Source organism: Pseudobutyrivibrio xylanivorans, assembly GCF_008935055.1.
GTDB lineage: Bacteria > Bacillota > Clostridia > Lachnospirales > Lachnospiraceae > Pseudobutyrivibrio > Pseudobutyrivibrio xylanivorans_A.
Map to the genome: position 1 here is coordinate 3,321,510 of NZ_CP043028.1, position 14,580 is coordinate 3,336,089.

The 14,580-nt window shown below is 39.7% G+C and carries 13 protein-coding genes; 1 reads left to right on the plus strand and 12 read right to left on the minus strand.

The window, feature by feature from the left end; all coding sequences use genetic code 11:
- Positions 1 to 192: 192 nt before the first annotated feature.
- From FXF36_RS14885 to FXF36_RS14910, 6 genes are all read right to left on the minus strand, one after another.
- Positions 193 to 1,713 carry an ASKHA domain-containing protein gene (locus FXF36_RS14885; RefSeq protein ID WP_151625436.1) on the minus strand — a complete coding sequence of 507 codons (1,521 nt, stop codon included), beginning with the start codon at positions 1,711 to 1,713 and terminating at the stop codon, positions 193 to 195.
- On the minus strand, positions 1,703 to 2,206 hold the full coding sequence (locus tag FXF36_RS14890; RefSeq protein ID WP_151625438.1) for a metallophosphoesterase family protein: 504 nt from the start codon (positions 2,204 to 2,206) through the stop codon (positions 1,703 to 1,705). Before FXF36_RS14890 ends, FXF36_RS14885 begins: the two co-directional genes overlap by 11 nt.
- Entirely contained in the window at positions 2,187 to 2,798 is a 612-nt protein-coding gene (locus FXF36_RS14895; RefSeq protein WP_151625440.1) for an XTP/dITP diphosphatase, read from the minus strand. The genes FXF36_RS14890 and FXF36_RS14895 overlap by 20 nt, the downstream gene beginning before the upstream one ends.
- Before the next feature lie 87 nt (positions 2,799 to 2,885).
- A complete protein-coding gene (locus FXF36_RS14900) occupies positions 2,886 to 3,953 on the minus strand; it encodes an N-acetylmuramoyl-L-alanine amidase (protein WP_151625442.1) in 1,068 nt (355 codons plus the stop codon).
- Between the two features lie 2 nt (positions 3,954 to 3,955).
- The gene (locus FXF36_RS14905) at positions 3,956 to 5,680 is read right to left on the minus strand and encodes a lectin like domain-containing protein (protein WP_151625444.1); all 1,725 of its coding nucleotides are present in this window, start codon (positions 5,678 to 5,680) and stop codon (positions 3,956 to 3,958) included.
- A 3-nt stretch (positions 5,681 to 5,683) separates the two neighbouring features.
- The gene (locus tag FXF36_RS14910) at positions 5,684 to 6,832 is read right to left on the minus strand and encodes a THUMP domain-containing class I SAM-dependent RNA methyltransferase (RefSeq protein ID WP_151625445.1); all 1,149 of its coding nucleotides are present in this window, start codon (positions 6,830 to 6,832) and stop codon (positions 5,684 to 5,686) included.
- Between the two features lie 245 nt (positions 6,833 to 7,077).
- Here FXF36_RS14910 and FXF36_RS14915 point away from each other — a divergent pair, with 245 nt between their 5' ends.
- Complete coding sequence (locus tag FXF36_RS14915; protein ID WP_167511413.1) at positions 7,078 to 8,907, plus strand: AAA family ATPase; 1,830 nt, start codon at positions 7,078 to 7,080, stop codon at positions 8,905 to 8,907.
- A 321-nt stretch (positions 8,908 to 9,228) separates the two neighbouring features.
- Here FXF36_RS14915 and FXF36_RS14920 read toward each other — a convergent pair whose 3' ends face one another.
- From FXF36_RS14920 to FXF36_RS14945, 6 genes are all read right to left on the minus strand, one after another.
- Positions 9,229 to 9,558 carry a type II toxin-antitoxin system RelE/ParE family toxin gene (locus tag FXF36_RS14920; protein ID WP_151625449.1) on the minus strand — a complete coding sequence of 110 codons (330 nt, stop codon included), beginning with the start codon at positions 9,556 to 9,558 and terminating at the stop codon, positions 9,229 to 9,231.
- A complete protein-coding gene (locus tag FXF36_RS14925) occupies positions 9,548 to 9,805 on the minus strand; it encodes a type II toxin-antitoxin system Phd/YefM family antitoxin (protein ID WP_151625451.1) in 258 nt (85 codons plus the stop codon). Before FXF36_RS14925 ends, FXF36_RS14920 begins: the two co-directional genes overlap by 11 nt.
- A 136-nt stretch (positions 9,806 to 9,941) precedes the next feature.
- Positions 9,942 to 10,559 carry a superoxide dismutase gene (locus FXF36_RS14930; protein ID WP_151625453.1) on the minus strand — a complete coding sequence of 206 codons (618 nt, stop codon included), beginning with the start codon at positions 10,557 to 10,559 and terminating at the stop codon, positions 9,942 to 9,944.
- A 105-nt stretch (positions 10,560 to 10,664) separates the two neighbouring features.
- Positions 10,665 to 12,026: an MATE family efflux transporter gene (locus tag FXF36_RS14935; protein ID WP_151625455.1), complete on the minus strand. Its 1,362-nt coding sequence runs from the start codon at positions 12,024 to 12,026 to the stop codon at positions 10,665 to 10,667.
- Between the two features lie 77 nt (positions 12,027 to 12,103).
- Positions 12,104 to 13,255: a glycosyltransferase gene (locus FXF36_RS14940; protein WP_151625457.1), complete on the minus strand. Its 1,152-nt coding sequence runs from the start codon at positions 13,253 to 13,255 to the stop codon at positions 12,104 to 12,106.
- Positions 13,221 to 14,567: a hypothetical protein gene (locus FXF36_RS14945; RefSeq protein ID WP_167511414.1), complete on the minus strand. Its 1,347-nt coding sequence runs from the start codon at positions 14,565 to 14,567 to the stop codon at positions 13,221 to 13,223. Before FXF36_RS14945 ends, FXF36_RS14940 begins: the two co-directional genes overlap by 35 nt.
- Between the last annotated feature and the right edge of the window lie 13 nt (positions 14,568 to 14,580).

Genomic DNA, 14,580 nt, shown 5'->3' on the forward strand with positions numbered 1-14,580 from the left:
CTAGACCACAAAAGTTGATTGCTAAAGCAATCATCCTTTTGGGATCAGATTTCGACTACATGTCTCACTGAGAGATCTAAGAGCTTGTAGATTACAGTTCTCATTTAAAATTCTTATAGGTTATTAGTCCATTTTAACACACGTGAGGCGTAATAACGGGAAATCACTGATTGTTCGAAAAATGTTCACACTCTATAGATGAAGGTTTTCAAGGAACAGCTCTTCGAAGTGTGGTGTGGTGGCAAGCATCACAATCCTTGAATTGTCACGGATAGATTGAAGGGCTTCTTCGCTAGGGTCGAGAATGAATTCGATGTCACCAAGAAGTGATGTATTGCCAAGGGATTCAAACTTAGAAACAAGCTCCTTCGGTACCAATCCGATACCTGCTGCGGCCCATATGCTGATGGAAGCTCCAAGACCTCCTGAAACATAAAGGTGGTCAATGCTTTCAAGACCAAGCTTTGATGCCTCAAGAAGCATCTGAATTCCAGATACAATTGCAGCCTTTGCAAGAATAACCTGCTGGATATCCTCTCCAGTCATCAATATCTTGTCTGTGACAGGATAACCTGCGTCAGCGTATTCCTCCAGGAGCAGGCCGCCTTCATCAATGATATTATTGCGGCGAAGTTCATGAACCATATCTATGACACCGCTACCGCAAAGACCGATTGGTTCCTCACCGCCGATAGTTGTATATTTCAATACTCCATCCTGCAAAGAAACATGGTTAATAGCCCCGCGAACAGATGCCACACCACAGCTGAGAGAAGCCCCTTCAAGTGCAGGACCTGCCGATGCAGATGAGCAATAATATTTCTCTCCGTCGAACAATACAATCTCGGCATTGGTTCCCATATCTACAAATAGGAAGGTTTCCTTCTCACGATTATGCTTCTTCGCCTGCTGCTTTATATAGTAAAGACCTGCCACGATATCTCCGCCCACAAAAGCGCTGATAGACGGCATAAAGAAAATATCTCGGCTAGTCTCTCTGAATTTCACAGCATCAAGGGTATATGGCACGAATGGATACTTAGCCATACCGTCCACCGGATATTTCAAAAACAAATGGGTCATTACCGTATTTCCGGATACAACCACCTTGTGTGTAAGAAAATCCTCTCCAAGGATTTTTGTTCCAAGAGACATCAAATCATTTATAACAAGCTGCTGCAACTCATCACCGTGACCATCAATGGATGCCTTGATTCTGCTCATTACATCTGCGCCATACTTAAGCTGCCCGTTGGTCCAGGTATGCTGTCTTAAAACCTTTCCAGTATTCAGTTCCACGGCTGTTGCCGCCAAAGTTGTGGTACCAACATCAACTGCGATGGCGATATTGGTCTTGTCGAGAGGCATATCATTCTCTGCTGAGGACATGCCTATAGATGTAATTTCAGAAACCAGACGCTTAGGGACCTGAATCTTGCAGTCGTGTGTTATCACGCACTTGCAGCCCACGCGCCAGCCATTTCGAATATCAGAAAAATCAAGCGCCCTTTCATCCTCATAAGTGATTTCCGGAGCGCCATAAACAAACCTTATGGCACAGCTCATACATTTTCCGATGCCGCCACAAGGCCTATAAAATTTCATACCGAGCAAATCCATCGCCTCAGCAAAGGTGATGCTCTCGCCAGGCTTTGTCATAAGAATGTGCTCCTCCTCGGGAGTCACATCTTCAATAACGACTTTAATTTCCATGTGTTCTTTCGTATTCCTCAAGTGAATGCAAATCCAATTTCAGTTCACCATTATTATCTACCAAAATTGTCATATAAGTGTGTTCTCTGGAATTTTGTCTTGGGAATGCAATACTGCCAGGATTTGCAATAATAAGTCCCTCGTAATGGTCGATAGTTGGCACGTGAGTGTGACCGTAGAGCACCACGTCACAGCCCTTCGCTTTGGCCACTTCTGCAATTTTCTCATATCCATAATTCACTCCGTAGTAGTGACCATGGGTAAGAAGAATTACATGATTTCCAACCTCAAGAACCACCTCATTTGGAAGATTGGTCCCCCAGTCACAATTTCCGCAAACACATTCCGCAGGTGCCTCTGACATCATCCAAAGATTGTCCTCCACGCCCTGTCCGTCACCAAGATGATAGATGCGGTCTGGATTTTCGATTCGAATGACATCTCTGAGATTTTCAGACCTGCCATGAGTATCACTAACAACTAATATTTTCATGCTTGATTATTTCTTCCTTTATCATTCTAAGTGCCTGTCCGCGATGGCTGATGGCATTTTTCTCCTCTGGGCTGATGCTTGCTGTACTCACATCCTTGTCCCAAAGATAAAAGATTGGATCGTAGCCGAAGCCGTTTTCACCCATTGGCTCCCAGCCGATATAGCCCTCGATTGTGCCGCGAACTACCGCTTCCTTTCCATCTGGGAACACGGCAGAAACTGCGCATACGAAGCGGGCGCTTCTGTCCTGCTTCTCAACGCCTTCAAGACGCTGGATCAGGTTTGCATTTTTCACATCATAAGAGGTATCCTCGCCCAAATATCTGGCTGAGTAAATACCCGGCTCTTTGTTTAGCGCATCGATTTCAAGTCCGCTGTCATCGGCAAGGACGATGGCATCCTTTGCGTGATTGGCGATGGCTCTTGATTTAATCAAAGAATTCTCCTCGAAGGTCTTTCCATCCTCCACGATGTCAATATCAATTCCAGCTTCCTTCATTGTGAGGATGTCATAATTCTCCTCGCCGAGAATCTCCTTTATTTCACGAAGTTTATTTTTGTTTCCTGTTGCAAATATTATTCTAGTTTTCATCTATTCCTCCACGCCGGTTACACTCACAAACAATAGGTAACTCCGCTCATCTACATGATTCACTTGAGTTACCTATTAGCTTGTTAGCTACCGGCCATATAAATATTCGACAACCGCGTCGTACAACGCTTCCGCAGTTTTCTTCTGATATTCACGATTCTGTAAATTTTCCAACTCCTGTGCATTGGTCATGAAACCCACTTCCACCAATGCTACTGGTGAATTAGACATTCTGATGATGTACACCTCGTCCCCCACCACTGTGCCCTTGGACTTGGAACCAAGATTTTCAAGGAGCCTCTCCAGACACATGCTAGCGAACTTCTTTGACTCGCCGGTTGTGTCGGCGCCCTTATACATAACCTCTGTGCCGTTGATTGAGGACATACGTCCTGAAGCGGTGGAATTGTTATGAACCGATAAGAACAAGTCCGCATCAGTATCGTTTGCAAGACCAACTCTGGCTTCGAAGGACGGATTGCAATCTTCTGTACGAGTGTAATATACTCCGATATTTTTGTCACTCCTTGAGAACAGTTTTTTCAGCTCAAGGACGATTGCAAGATCCAAATCCTTTTCATTGACACCCATCTTGGTAGCGCCTGGAACATTGCCTCCATGGCCTGCATCAACTACAACCACATAATCATAAACCTCGTGTGGGTCCACAAAATCAAGATAAATGTACTCTCCCTCGGAGGTCATCTTGACCTCGCGAACATCGTCCATTGTAAGCTCAATTACGCCCACAAGATTCTCACTGTTATAGATGACATCCACGATATTGTCCGCATTTCCACGCATAGGATATTTTGAAAAATAGTCCTTGCCAATACCATTGATGGTGATAGCGATTGTTCTGTCTACATAATTATTATCAATTGAAACACTAGCGCTTGTAACATTCTGTGGCAGCATCAATCGAATCTGATGCCCCTTTAGCACATTTTCCCTAGTCTCAGGGTCGTTTTCCTCAAGCTCCACCTCGGATTCCCTCAGCATTTCCATAACGGAAACTCTGCCGCCTTCCAGGCGATTATCCCGAAGCTTCAGAGCAATTATGTGCATGTTTGGCACATAAATCAGCAGGCAGCTCACCGCTATGACAACTGCCAGCACAACGACCGTAAAGGCCCCCATTACTCTCTCTTCCATTTTTAGTTAAATACTTCCACAACATTATTCGCGTAAGCCTTGATGCACAGATTGGCTTTTGCTACATCCTCAACATTCTCCCAATCCAAACCATTATTGCTGATGAAGCCCTTGCCGTCAGTAATGTCCACAGCTTTTGTCATTTTGTCACTTGCGTACTCAACAGCCAGCGGTCTCAGCGTGTTTGGTGTGTTGATGTAAATAACAATGGCGAAGTTTTCTCCCTCTGTTACTGTCTTCGGTGCATTGAATTTCACCGTATAATATCCAGCCTGCTCCACCGTTCCCGATGCAACCATTTCCTTCGATGAAAGGGTGCTGGTATTTATATAGTTTGATACGAAATATATCTGATAGTTGGTATCCTTGCCAAGTGCATAGAAGCCTGCTGCTTCAATCTGCTGCTCGGAATCTGCGGTAAAGGTGTTGGCACCGTAAGCCCATTCCTTGCTGTAGCCAATCTGACCAACCCAGCCGCAAAGATCACTCTGATAGATGTAATTGTAAGTGTTATTCAGGTCAGCCTTCACATAGGAAACCGCCTGATTTCCAATATTTGAATCGTAGTAGGAAATATAAAAAACTCCATTATCACCAAAGCCACTGCCCCAGCTATTCTGGCAAATGAAAGCGCCCGAGCCTGACACCTCTGTGCTGAAATTTTCAGCAGGATAATTGTCATCCCAACCGATGATAACCACGTCGTGGTTTGGCTTGGCATTGCCAGTATAGCAGTAGGAATTGGTTCTGCGATTGTAGCTTGAAGAACCATTCAAATCAGCAGTTGAAACACTGGCATAGATTGATGTGGAAACACCGCCATACTGATAAACGGCACGCTTGATGCCATCCAGATTTTCTGAATCGTAGAAGTGAACCTCCTGTAGATGAACCTTGGTCTTGTCTGTGTCGCCTGTAAGCTCATCGATGATATTAGTAGTCTCCTCAACCTCCACTGGACCCTGCCATGACAGCAGATATGCCAACGCCATGGTGTACTCGCCGCCAGCCTCTTCATCAAGGCTGAAGCTATTGTCCTTTATCATTGAATCAACGGAAAACTTGAACTGATTAGCCGGAAGAAGAGATGACTCCAGTGCCTCCAAAGATGCACATGCCCAACAAGTGGCTGTAGAGCCCTGATTTCTGATAAAGCTAACTCTGCCCGCAGAACGTAGATCGTATGTCTTAGGCAGACGTGGCTGCTTTTTAATATTGATATTTGCTGTATAAGTGGATTTGTCGTAGGTGTATTCGTACCCGAAGACTTTGCAAAGATCCTCCAAGCCCACGTAGAGCTGACCCACGTGAACAGAAGGCTTTATAGAGAGCTCCAAATCATCGCCATTGGCAGTGGCATTCCTGTTTCCCGCAAGGAACTCGTAGATGTCGTTTGTAATCTGAACCATGGCACTGCTATCGTCCAACATGAAAGCCGAGCCGCCCATAACAGTCCTAATGAAATCCAGCGAGCCCACAGGATTCAAGCCATCATCCAAAATGGCATTCTGATTCTGGTCGGAGTATATTTCCCCGTTAATATATACCTTTAGCTTTCCACCATCGTTGAGATTTTTGGACATCAAAGGATACAGCACATCTTCGTTAAGTGCTGCACCTCTGAAAGTCTCCACCGCTGCATAGCGGTCGTTCCAATTATTCAATTTCAAAAACAAGGTGATTGAAATAATAAGAACAAACACCAAAAATCTCTTGGAAAGCTTCATTTTCTAGTCCTTTTTCTTTGGCTTTGGTCCAAGGAACTGATAAAAATAGGTCTTTATCATTCCATTATAAATTTTGCGATTCTTGTCAGCTTTGCGGCCGATATCCCTAGGCGCATTCTCGTAGCTGGTGATAACAAACATAGACCAGCTATCAAGCGAAGCATAAGCGCGGCCGAGCTTACCATAGATTTCCGGCAAATCCTTCTTGTCCTCAAGACGCTCGCCGTATGGCGGATTGGTGAGGACGAAGCCGTATTTCTTTGGATGTGAAAGAGCCCCCACATCCCTTACCTGAAAATGTATCATGTGGTCAACGCCAGCCTGCTTTGCATTGAGGCGGGCGATTTTTACCATGTCAGGGTCGATATCGTAGCCCTGTAAATCGCATTCTACTGTAGTGTCTACATCGGCGCGAGCCTCGTCTAAAATATCCTTCCAAAGCTGCTCATCGATGATATTAGTCCAGTCCATGGAAGTGAAATCACGATTGAGACCTGGGGCAATGTTTGCCGCCATCATGGCTGCCTCAATCAGAAATGTTCCTGAACCACAGAATGGATCCACAAGAATTCTGTCTGGGCGCCAAGGTGTGAGCTGGATAAGCGCTGCCGCCATTGTCTCTGAAAGTGGAGCCTTGCTGGTGTAGGTACGATAGCCTCTCTTGTGAAGAGGTGTGCCCGTGGTGTCCAATGTGACAATGACATCATCCTTCAATAGGAAAATTCGCACTGGATAGTCAGCGCCATTCTCCTCAAACCACTGAATATCGTAGTAGGATTTCATGCGCTCAACCATTGCCTTCTTGGCGATGGACTGAATATCTGTAAGTGAAAAAAGCTTGCTCTTTACAGAGGTTGCCTTTGTGACCCAGAACTTGGCATCCTTTGGAAGATAATCCTCCCAAGGAAGGGCCTTAATCCCCTGGAACAGCTCCTCGAAGGTGGTGGCATGGAATCTGCCCACCTCGATAAGGACACGCTCCGCTGTGCGAAGGTGAACATTCGCCCTAACCACTGCCTCCGCATCTCCTGTGAAGGTGACGCGACCGTCTGTGACCTCGGTGATATCGTATCCCAAGTCGTATATTTCTCGTTTCAAAGGTGCCTCAAGTCCAAAGTGACATGGGCAGCTGATAGTAAAAAGCTTTGCCATAAAGTACCAATTTCTTTCTATATTAATCTAACAATAAATAAGGCTGTGACTTCATAAGCATATAAAATCACAGCCTTAATTATACACCATTATGTTGGTATTCTACCATTATTTTATGAGAGTCGTTAGCACACCCTCATAAACATATTTCTTATATGCCAATTTTCATAGCGGGAAGTGGGAAGTGTTTTCATCTTGAAACTTCCCACTCCCCGTTTTATAATGTACTCAAAAGGAGTGTTACAATGACATATATCACATCTTTAGAAATGGCTAATAAAATAGGCAAAACTAAGCGTTGGGTTAACGATTGTTGTGCGAAAGGACTCGTGCAAGGAGCCTACAAAGAAGGAAATCGTTGGCTCATACCAGCTGACACGAGGTGGAAAGTGGGAAGTGAGAACAGGTATGCTCCACTTCCAATTGGAGTATCCAATTTCGAACTTGCTATTTCTGATTACTATTATGTTGACAAAACGGCATTGATAAAAGACGTTATTGATTATAGACCACAAGTGGCACTGTTTTTACGTCCAAGACGCTTCGGTAAATCTTTGAACTTGGATATGTTGAAAACATTTTTTGAGAAAAATGCTGATAGCAAAGCTGATTTATTTTCTGGAACTAACATATGGCGCCAAGGTAGTAAATATACAAATGAACAAGGGAAATACCCTGTAATTTACTTTACATTTAAAGACATTAAATTTTCTAATTGGGACGAGACTCTCATTAATCTAAAAAATACAATTCAGTTGGAGTATCGAAGACATAGTAACATACTTGAAAGCCCCAATATCCAGCAGATAGACAAGGATTTTTTTTCTTCTGTGGTAGATGGTACGTTAAATTCTGCATTATGGGTGACTACTTTGTCTAGACTGTCGGAGATGCTTCATCTTGCAGAAGAAGAGTCTGTTTTCATACTGATAGACGAGTATGATACCCCTATCCAACAGGGGCACACTAACGGTTTTTATGATGAAGTTGTTGCTTTTATGCGCAATCTCCTCTCAGGTGGTCTTAAAGATAATCCACATTTACATATGGCATTCTTAACTGGCATATTGAGAGTCGCAAAAGAAAGCATATTCAGCGGCCTAAACAATTTATATGTTAGTTCTGTATTGGAGAAAAGATATAGTGAATTCTTTGGCTTTACAGAATCAGAAGTTAAAAAGATTTTAAACGACTATGGATGCGGAAATAAGCTGACTGAAATAAAGAATTGGTTTGATGGATACAAATTTGGTGATACAGAGATTTACAACCCTTGGTCTGTATTAAATTATGTAGATGCCGAATGCATTCCAAAAGCATACTGGCAGTCTACAGGAAGTAATGATGTAATTGGAGAACTTTTATCTAAAGGTGATACAAAGCTACTTGACGAAGTCCGCGGATTATTGCTAGGTGGATCTAAAAAAGCATACGTAGACACAGCAGTAATATATCCTGAAGTAATAAAAAATCCATCAAGTGTTTTTAGTTTCCTATTAATGGGTGGTTATCTCACCATAGAACAATCTGAAACAATGTTTGATGGAAATATGATGTGTGAGCTTAAGATTCCAAATAAAGAAATACAATTAGTATATGAAAAAGAAATTCTCTCACGCCAAGATAGTATGATGACACAGGACCGAGCAATTGCATTTCAAACTGCTCTAATGACTGGCGATGCAATTGAACTGCAAAATGTATTGCAAAGCTTCCTAAAAGAAACAATCAGCTATTATGATGCTGCGGCAGAAGGATTTTATCATGGGCTAATCCTAGGCTTGAGTGCAACCTTATATAGATATTATGAAATTCAATCAAATAGGGAAGCTGGTAATGGACGATTTGATATTCGATTGAAAGCCAGAGATACTATCAATCCAAATTTTATCATTGAAGTAAAGTCTGTTAAAGATGAATTGCCAGAAACTAAAATAAAAGATAAGCTTACCGCATGTGCTGAACAAGCCGTATTACAGATTGATGCCAAAGACTATGCAATGGATTTGCAAGGAGAAGTTCGTAAAATTGGTGTGGCTTTTTGGAAGAAGAATTGCGTAGTTATATCTAAATAAACAAATCTTATATATCAGGAAAAATCCATTGAAACCCAAAATGGAAGGATGTTATATTATAGATAAGAAAGCACCCACTCCAAAGTGGATGCTCCCGAGAAAGATTAACTTATACCTCTCAGTGAGAGGCGCCTCTCCCGTTTGCCGACGAGAGAGGCATTATTTTTTTTCGCTTATCATTAGAATTAATTTCATTTGACTCTGTCTGCTGTGTTTCAGCCTCTGTCTCTGATTTTTTATAACTTTTATTTATAGTATTTTTTTACTTGTGGAATAAAAAACCTCGTAACTAATAAAGTTACAAAGTTTGAAAATCAACTTTTATAAATTTTTTAAAATTTCATTTTGATTTCTTTTACTATAAACTACACGCAATACTACTATCTTTGAATTTGCTTCATCTATAATATAATAAGCAATGTAGTTATCAACTAAGAAACGTCTTACATCATCCCTTTTTAAAAATTCATTTACAACAAGTCTACCGTTTTTAGGGCTCTTACATATATCAGCTAGCTTATCATCAAGTTCATCTACAAAATCTTTGGCAGCTTTTGGGTTACACAATTCATTAGAAATATAGTAGAGCGTTTCATCGATGTCAGCTTCGGCAATTTCAGTAAAGTCATAATCGTATATCTTAAATGCCATACTTCTCCCTCAGTTTCTTTAACGATTTTTTTCCATCTACAACTCTACCTGCCTCATAATCAGCTATGCCTTTATTCACAAGAGCTGCTTCATCTATTTTTCGCATTGTACGCTCATAATAATCAATATCCATTACAACAAGCTTTCCATAGCCATTCTTGGTTACAAAAACAGGCTCATTGGACTCTGCACATCTACGTTCAATTTCCACAGTATTTTTCAAATCTCTCATTGGAACTATCTGCATAATATCAACTCCTCTCTGTGACTTAATTATATACCCAATTTAGCCACAGAGCAATATATTCCATTTATCAGTTCAACAAAATGTATAAGTTAAATGGCTCAATGGCAGGGCCTAGGCCCTGCCTATTGTTTATTAACTATCCAACAATCTTATTATACCTCTCCTCAACCTTCCCCCAATCCAGCACTTCCCAGAAAGCCTTAATGTAATCAGGGCGAAGATTCTTATACTTCAGATAATAAGCATGCTCCCACACATCCAATGCAACTAAAGGAATACGTCCGGTGCCCTCAGAGATAGGGTTATCTTGGTTCAAGGAATTGGAAACATACAGCTTGCCCGCTTTATCAGTAGAAAGCCAAGCCCAGCCAGAGCCAAATTGAGCAGCTGCAAGCTTTGAAACCTCTTCCTTACAGGCATCCAAACTGCCGAACTGTGCATTGATGGCATCAGCCAGCTTGCCTGTAGGAGCCTTAGCTGGATTAGGTGAAAACATCTCAAAATAAAGATTATGATTATAGTATCCACCGCCCTGGTTCTTTAGCCCCTGACTTAATGCCGTGTCAGAAACACTATCAAGACTGGCAAGGATTTCCTCTGCTGACTTGCCAGTTAAACCAGCCTTCTCGACCAAATCATTGAAATTCTTTGTATAAGTAGCATGATGCTTGCCGTGGTGAGTCTCGATGGTCTCTTGGTCAATCCATGGTTCCAAAGCATTAGTTTCATAGTTTAATTTGATTTGTTCAAACATTGTAAAGTCCTCCTTTTGCTTTCAGCATATTATAGCAATCATTGTAGATGCTAATAAAAAAGTGAACTCCTTGTGTGAATAATAAGACTTACATTTATAGACATTCTATTCCTTAATATCATTAATATTGTTCTTTAAAGTTATAGGCTGAACAAAGCAGTATAGCAATAGAACAATATCAGTTGCTACAACTATTCCTACCCATGAATCTAGAAATTGAACTAATATGACAGCAATTGGAATCTTTATAACCGCCCCAACAAGGAATGCAACCATTTGCGTTTTAAGCTTACCTATACCATTTGCCACGTTTGAAAGTATTGCATTAAATATCATAAGTGTTCCGAGAATAGCAAATGCCATTCCGATATATATATTTGCAATGATTGTGGTCCCCCGGAGCCAAATATTAAATATAATTTGTAGAAATGGAACAATTAAGACTTCTATAGTCGCTCCAATGATACCTCCAATTAGCAGTTTATGATATAGTTTTTTCACCCAATCCAAATTTTTTTCGGTAATTGCTTTCGTAATTGCTGACCAAGTTGGAGTTAATGTTAAGGCAAATATCGTACTTCCCAAAGTAAAAATCTGAAAATATATCTTATATTCTACAACATCCTTGCTACACGTTATATGTGAAATAAGATACTCGTTTGTGCTCATAATTAGCATATAAAGCACTTGAACTAAGAAAAAATATCCCCCCAAGGACAAGACTTTTCTTGCATGAGCTTTACTTACGTAGCCTAAGCTAGGCGATATAGTCTTGTATTTTTTGCTAGTAAATATATATATAGATACAATAAGATATGGAAATAATATTGCTATATCGTAAATAATTGCAAGAGATACTATATTTAGGTCATTACTTCTAGAAGGTACTATCAGCATTGCAATTGCAAGTAGCAGCGAAGTGGATAATGCAATTGCATTGTTGATAGCTGATTTCTGTATTGCGTACAATACGGATGTAATTATTTTTATAAATATCTGCAATACGAGACCGACAAAAACAATCTTTACTGTTGTTTGCAATGCTTCTTTAGAAACTATATTTATATCAATTTTGAAAAATCCATTCCAATTGACAAAACTGAAAACAACTAAAAAAAACACAATGATAGTGCTGCAAAGAATTCCTATAACTAAATACGCTGATGAAATAAGTCGTCTAGATTCAGCAAAATCTTTTTTTGTAAATGCTACTGCTAATTGGTTCCTTAGACCATTGCCGATTCCTAAATCAAAATTTAGAATCCAACTAATAACTGATAAAATGGTAAACCATACCCCAAGAACTATTTCATTATTAAAAAACCTTATATATGCAGGCGTTAGGACCAATGAAACAACCAATGATAATCCCTTAATTATAAACGCCCCTATAACATTCACAAACACAATTCGGTTATTTTCTGACAGATTCTTCCATTTACTTCTTAAAATATCAATTTTATTCATACTAAAGGCCTGTTGATTTGCATTTATTATTAAGATATTCAGGTCGCCTTGAACAAAAAATCATGTTAAAACTGCTTTTATGACAACATAATATCCTCTATTTTCTCAGACACTTCTTCATCTAATGCCAAAATAATGTCTATATTGCTAACCTGGCTCATACTAGCCCGTCTAATTGCAGTAGCAACATCTTCTGGGTTTACGGTCCTTGAAAAATAGATGTATTTTGCAAGTTTTGATTTTTTCAATGACTCCATCTCGGAAGCTACTACAGCTAAACCACAATTAAAATAGCTAAGAATCTTTGATGGAAATGAAGAACCATTGAAAAGACTATCGCTTGGTTGGATACAGATTCCAATATCACATTTTGTCATATAATTTATATATTCTTCACCATATTTCATTCCATCATACGAAACCATGCACATAGACGAATTATCCTCTATCATCTCCACTATTTTTCTTTTTTCGTCGATGCTACCATAGCCTATTATATGTATTTCAAACTGATCATCTAAAGCCGATGCACAATTAACAGCCTCTTGGGCCCCTTTTCCATTCATCAAAGTCCCAGAATAAACGATACTCGTTTTTTTATTTATTCCTTTTCTAACTATTGAAACGGGCTGATATGCTCCGTATATGATTATACTTTTCTTTGAATTTCGGTTTACAATTTCATTTAACAACTCCGTAGGAAAAATAAATCCATCCGCAGCCTCTTCACAGCGTGATATTTCTTTTTCTCTTCCTACACCATGTTTTCGTACATCAGCATAAATCTCCTCTATTTCATATATGATACGAAAGTGTTTTATTTTTTTTAGAGCAGTTACAATTGGATCATAATATACTGAGTGATAAAGAAAAACCGTGTCCTCTTTTCCTATATTGAACAGAACATACAAGAAAACACTAAAGAGCATTACTGCTCCACAAATGGGCAAAAATAAACGCTTAGTAGATGAGACTGATCCGAGAATTCGTATCGAACCATAGTCATCCTTAAATTGTTTTGGCAGAATTACTGAATTATCAACTGTCAATGAACAATTAATACAGACAGTTGTCGTGACATACTTCTGAAGCTTAGTTCTTACATATCCAACTTTTGTCTGGGCTGCAGGCGAAAAATGTCTTTCATATTTTTTTTCTTGTGGTAAATAAGGCGAAATATAAAACACTTCCCCTTTATATTTTGATTCTAATCCTTTTCCCTGATGCATTCTTATTTCTCCTAATCCACATGAATAAGCAAATCAAAAAAACTAAACTTGTAGTGCGTGTTTGGAATATTTGATTATTACATGGAAGGTATACCCATATTATATTCATTACACTAAATAAAAATATACTCCATGAGCCTTTCCCATCTAATATTTCCATCCAGCATATAGCGTATAGATAAGTTACGAACCCCATAACTACTAACGCACCTATAAATGTAACGTCTGAAGCTAAATATGGAAAAAGTGAATGCCATTGTTCACTATGATGCCAACCATATGTTTCATATGCCTTATACATATAAGTATGCTGATAAATATTCAGTCCAAATCTTCTTCCAAGGACGTCAGCCAAATCGGGAAATGTTCCCAATCCATAAGTCCAAGTAAATGGGCTTGCAAGACAGTACGATAATCCACACAATCCATTACAGAGATAGAAAACAAGCGTCGCGAAGCCTCTTCTCGTTGACATCGGTAGGAATCTCAATAATGGGTAATTCAGATTTGTGTCCCAAAACTTGCGGTGTATACTGGACGCACTATAACCGATTTCATCTAAATAATTAAGGCGAGCTCCCATTATTGTTGCTAAAACAATAGCAAAGCCCACTACTAACAGTGTCAACATGAATATCATCTTTTTTTTATGTTTTTTCCTAATACTATTAGTGCTATATACTCTTACAAGAATTGCAGATGCGCCTATGACAAAAACATCTCCCAATGTCTTTTGCGTTCCTCTGAATAGTACAAAATAAGCAATCAAAAGCACCAATGATGTGAACCATAATATTTTTTTTGCAACTGTATTATCTTTAAAAAATAAAATGCCATCAATAATTGTTAAATATACGAAAACGGCAAAGTGCATATATATCCACATTGGCAAATCTAGACCCTCTTGGTAACGCCCTCCAGACTGGACAAACGTATAAGCCTGCGCCATATAAGTGGCTAAGCTTCCACTTAAACCAGTAAAACCAGTTATTCTCACAGAGGATGCTACCATAAAAAAAGGTATTATGGCACCGCATATATAAAACCAAAGCGGCATCGGTTTGCAGGATGCAACATAGGCAAAACTCTCTATTGCCATAATACATCGTTTTCTTTTATGCCTGTATATCACTCTAAAATAGACGCAATTAACAATAAGTAAGAATACAAGTATATAAACGCCCATAATTGCTGAATACGGACTATGAAATTTTACTGGACCTATATAATACAAAATTAAAGCAAGGCCGATATACAGATCAATAATCACAATAGGAATTCTCTCCCTACTTGTTCCTATACTTATTTCCATTAATATCTCCCTA

Bases quoted from the DNA above. Each gene is read 5' to 3' on its own strand.
- FXF36_RS14885 (WP_151625436.1), bottom strand. From the start codon at position 1,713: ATGGAAATTAAAGTCGTTATTGAAGATGTGACTCCCGAGGAGGAGCAC.
- FXF36_RS14890 (WP_151625438.1), bottom strand. From the start codon at position 2,206: ATGAAAATATTAGTTGTTAGTGATACTCATGGCAGGTCTGAAAATCTC.
- FXF36_RS14895 (WP_151625440.1), bottom strand. From the start codon at position 2,798: ATGAAAACTAGAATAATATTTGCAACAGGAAACAAAAATAAACTTCGT.
- FXF36_RS14900 (WP_151625442.1), bottom strand. From the start codon at position 3,953: ATGGAAGAGAGAGTAATGGGGGCCTTTACGGTCGTTGTGCTGGCAGTT.
- FXF36_RS14905 (WP_151625444.1), bottom strand. From the start codon at position 5,680: ATGAAGCTTTCCAAGAGATTTTTGGTGTTTGTTCTTATTATTTCAATC.
- FXF36_RS14910 (WP_151625445.1), bottom strand. From the start codon at position 6,832: ATGGCAAAGCTTTTTACTATCAGCTGCCCATGTCACTTTGGACTTGAG.
- FXF36_RS14915 (WP_167511413.1), top strand. From the start codon at position 7,078: ATGACATATATCACATCTTTAGAAATGGCTAATAAAATAGGCAAAACT.
- FXF36_RS14920 (WP_151625449.1), bottom strand. From the start codon at position 9,558: ATGGCATTTAAGATATACGATTATGACTTTACTGAAATTGCCGAAGCT.
- FXF36_RS14925 (WP_151625451.1), bottom strand. From the start codon at position 9,805: ATGCAGATAGTTCCAATGAGAGATTTGAAAAATACTGTGGAAATTGAA.
- FXF36_RS14930 (WP_151625453.1), bottom strand. From the start codon at position 10,559: ATGTTTGAACAAATCAAATTAAACTATGAAACTAATGCTTTGGAACCA.
- FXF36_RS14935 (WP_151625455.1), bottom strand. From the start codon at position 12,026: ATGAATAAAATTGATATTTTAAGAAGTAAATGGAAGAATCTGTCAGAA.
- FXF36_RS14940 (WP_151625457.1), bottom strand. From the start codon at position 13,255: ATGCATCAGGGAAAAGGATTAGAATCAAAATATAAAGGGGAAGTGTTT.
- FXF36_RS14945 (WP_167511414.1), bottom strand. From the start codon at position 14,567: ATGGAAATAAGTATAGGAACAAGTAGGGAGAGAATTCCTATTGTGATT.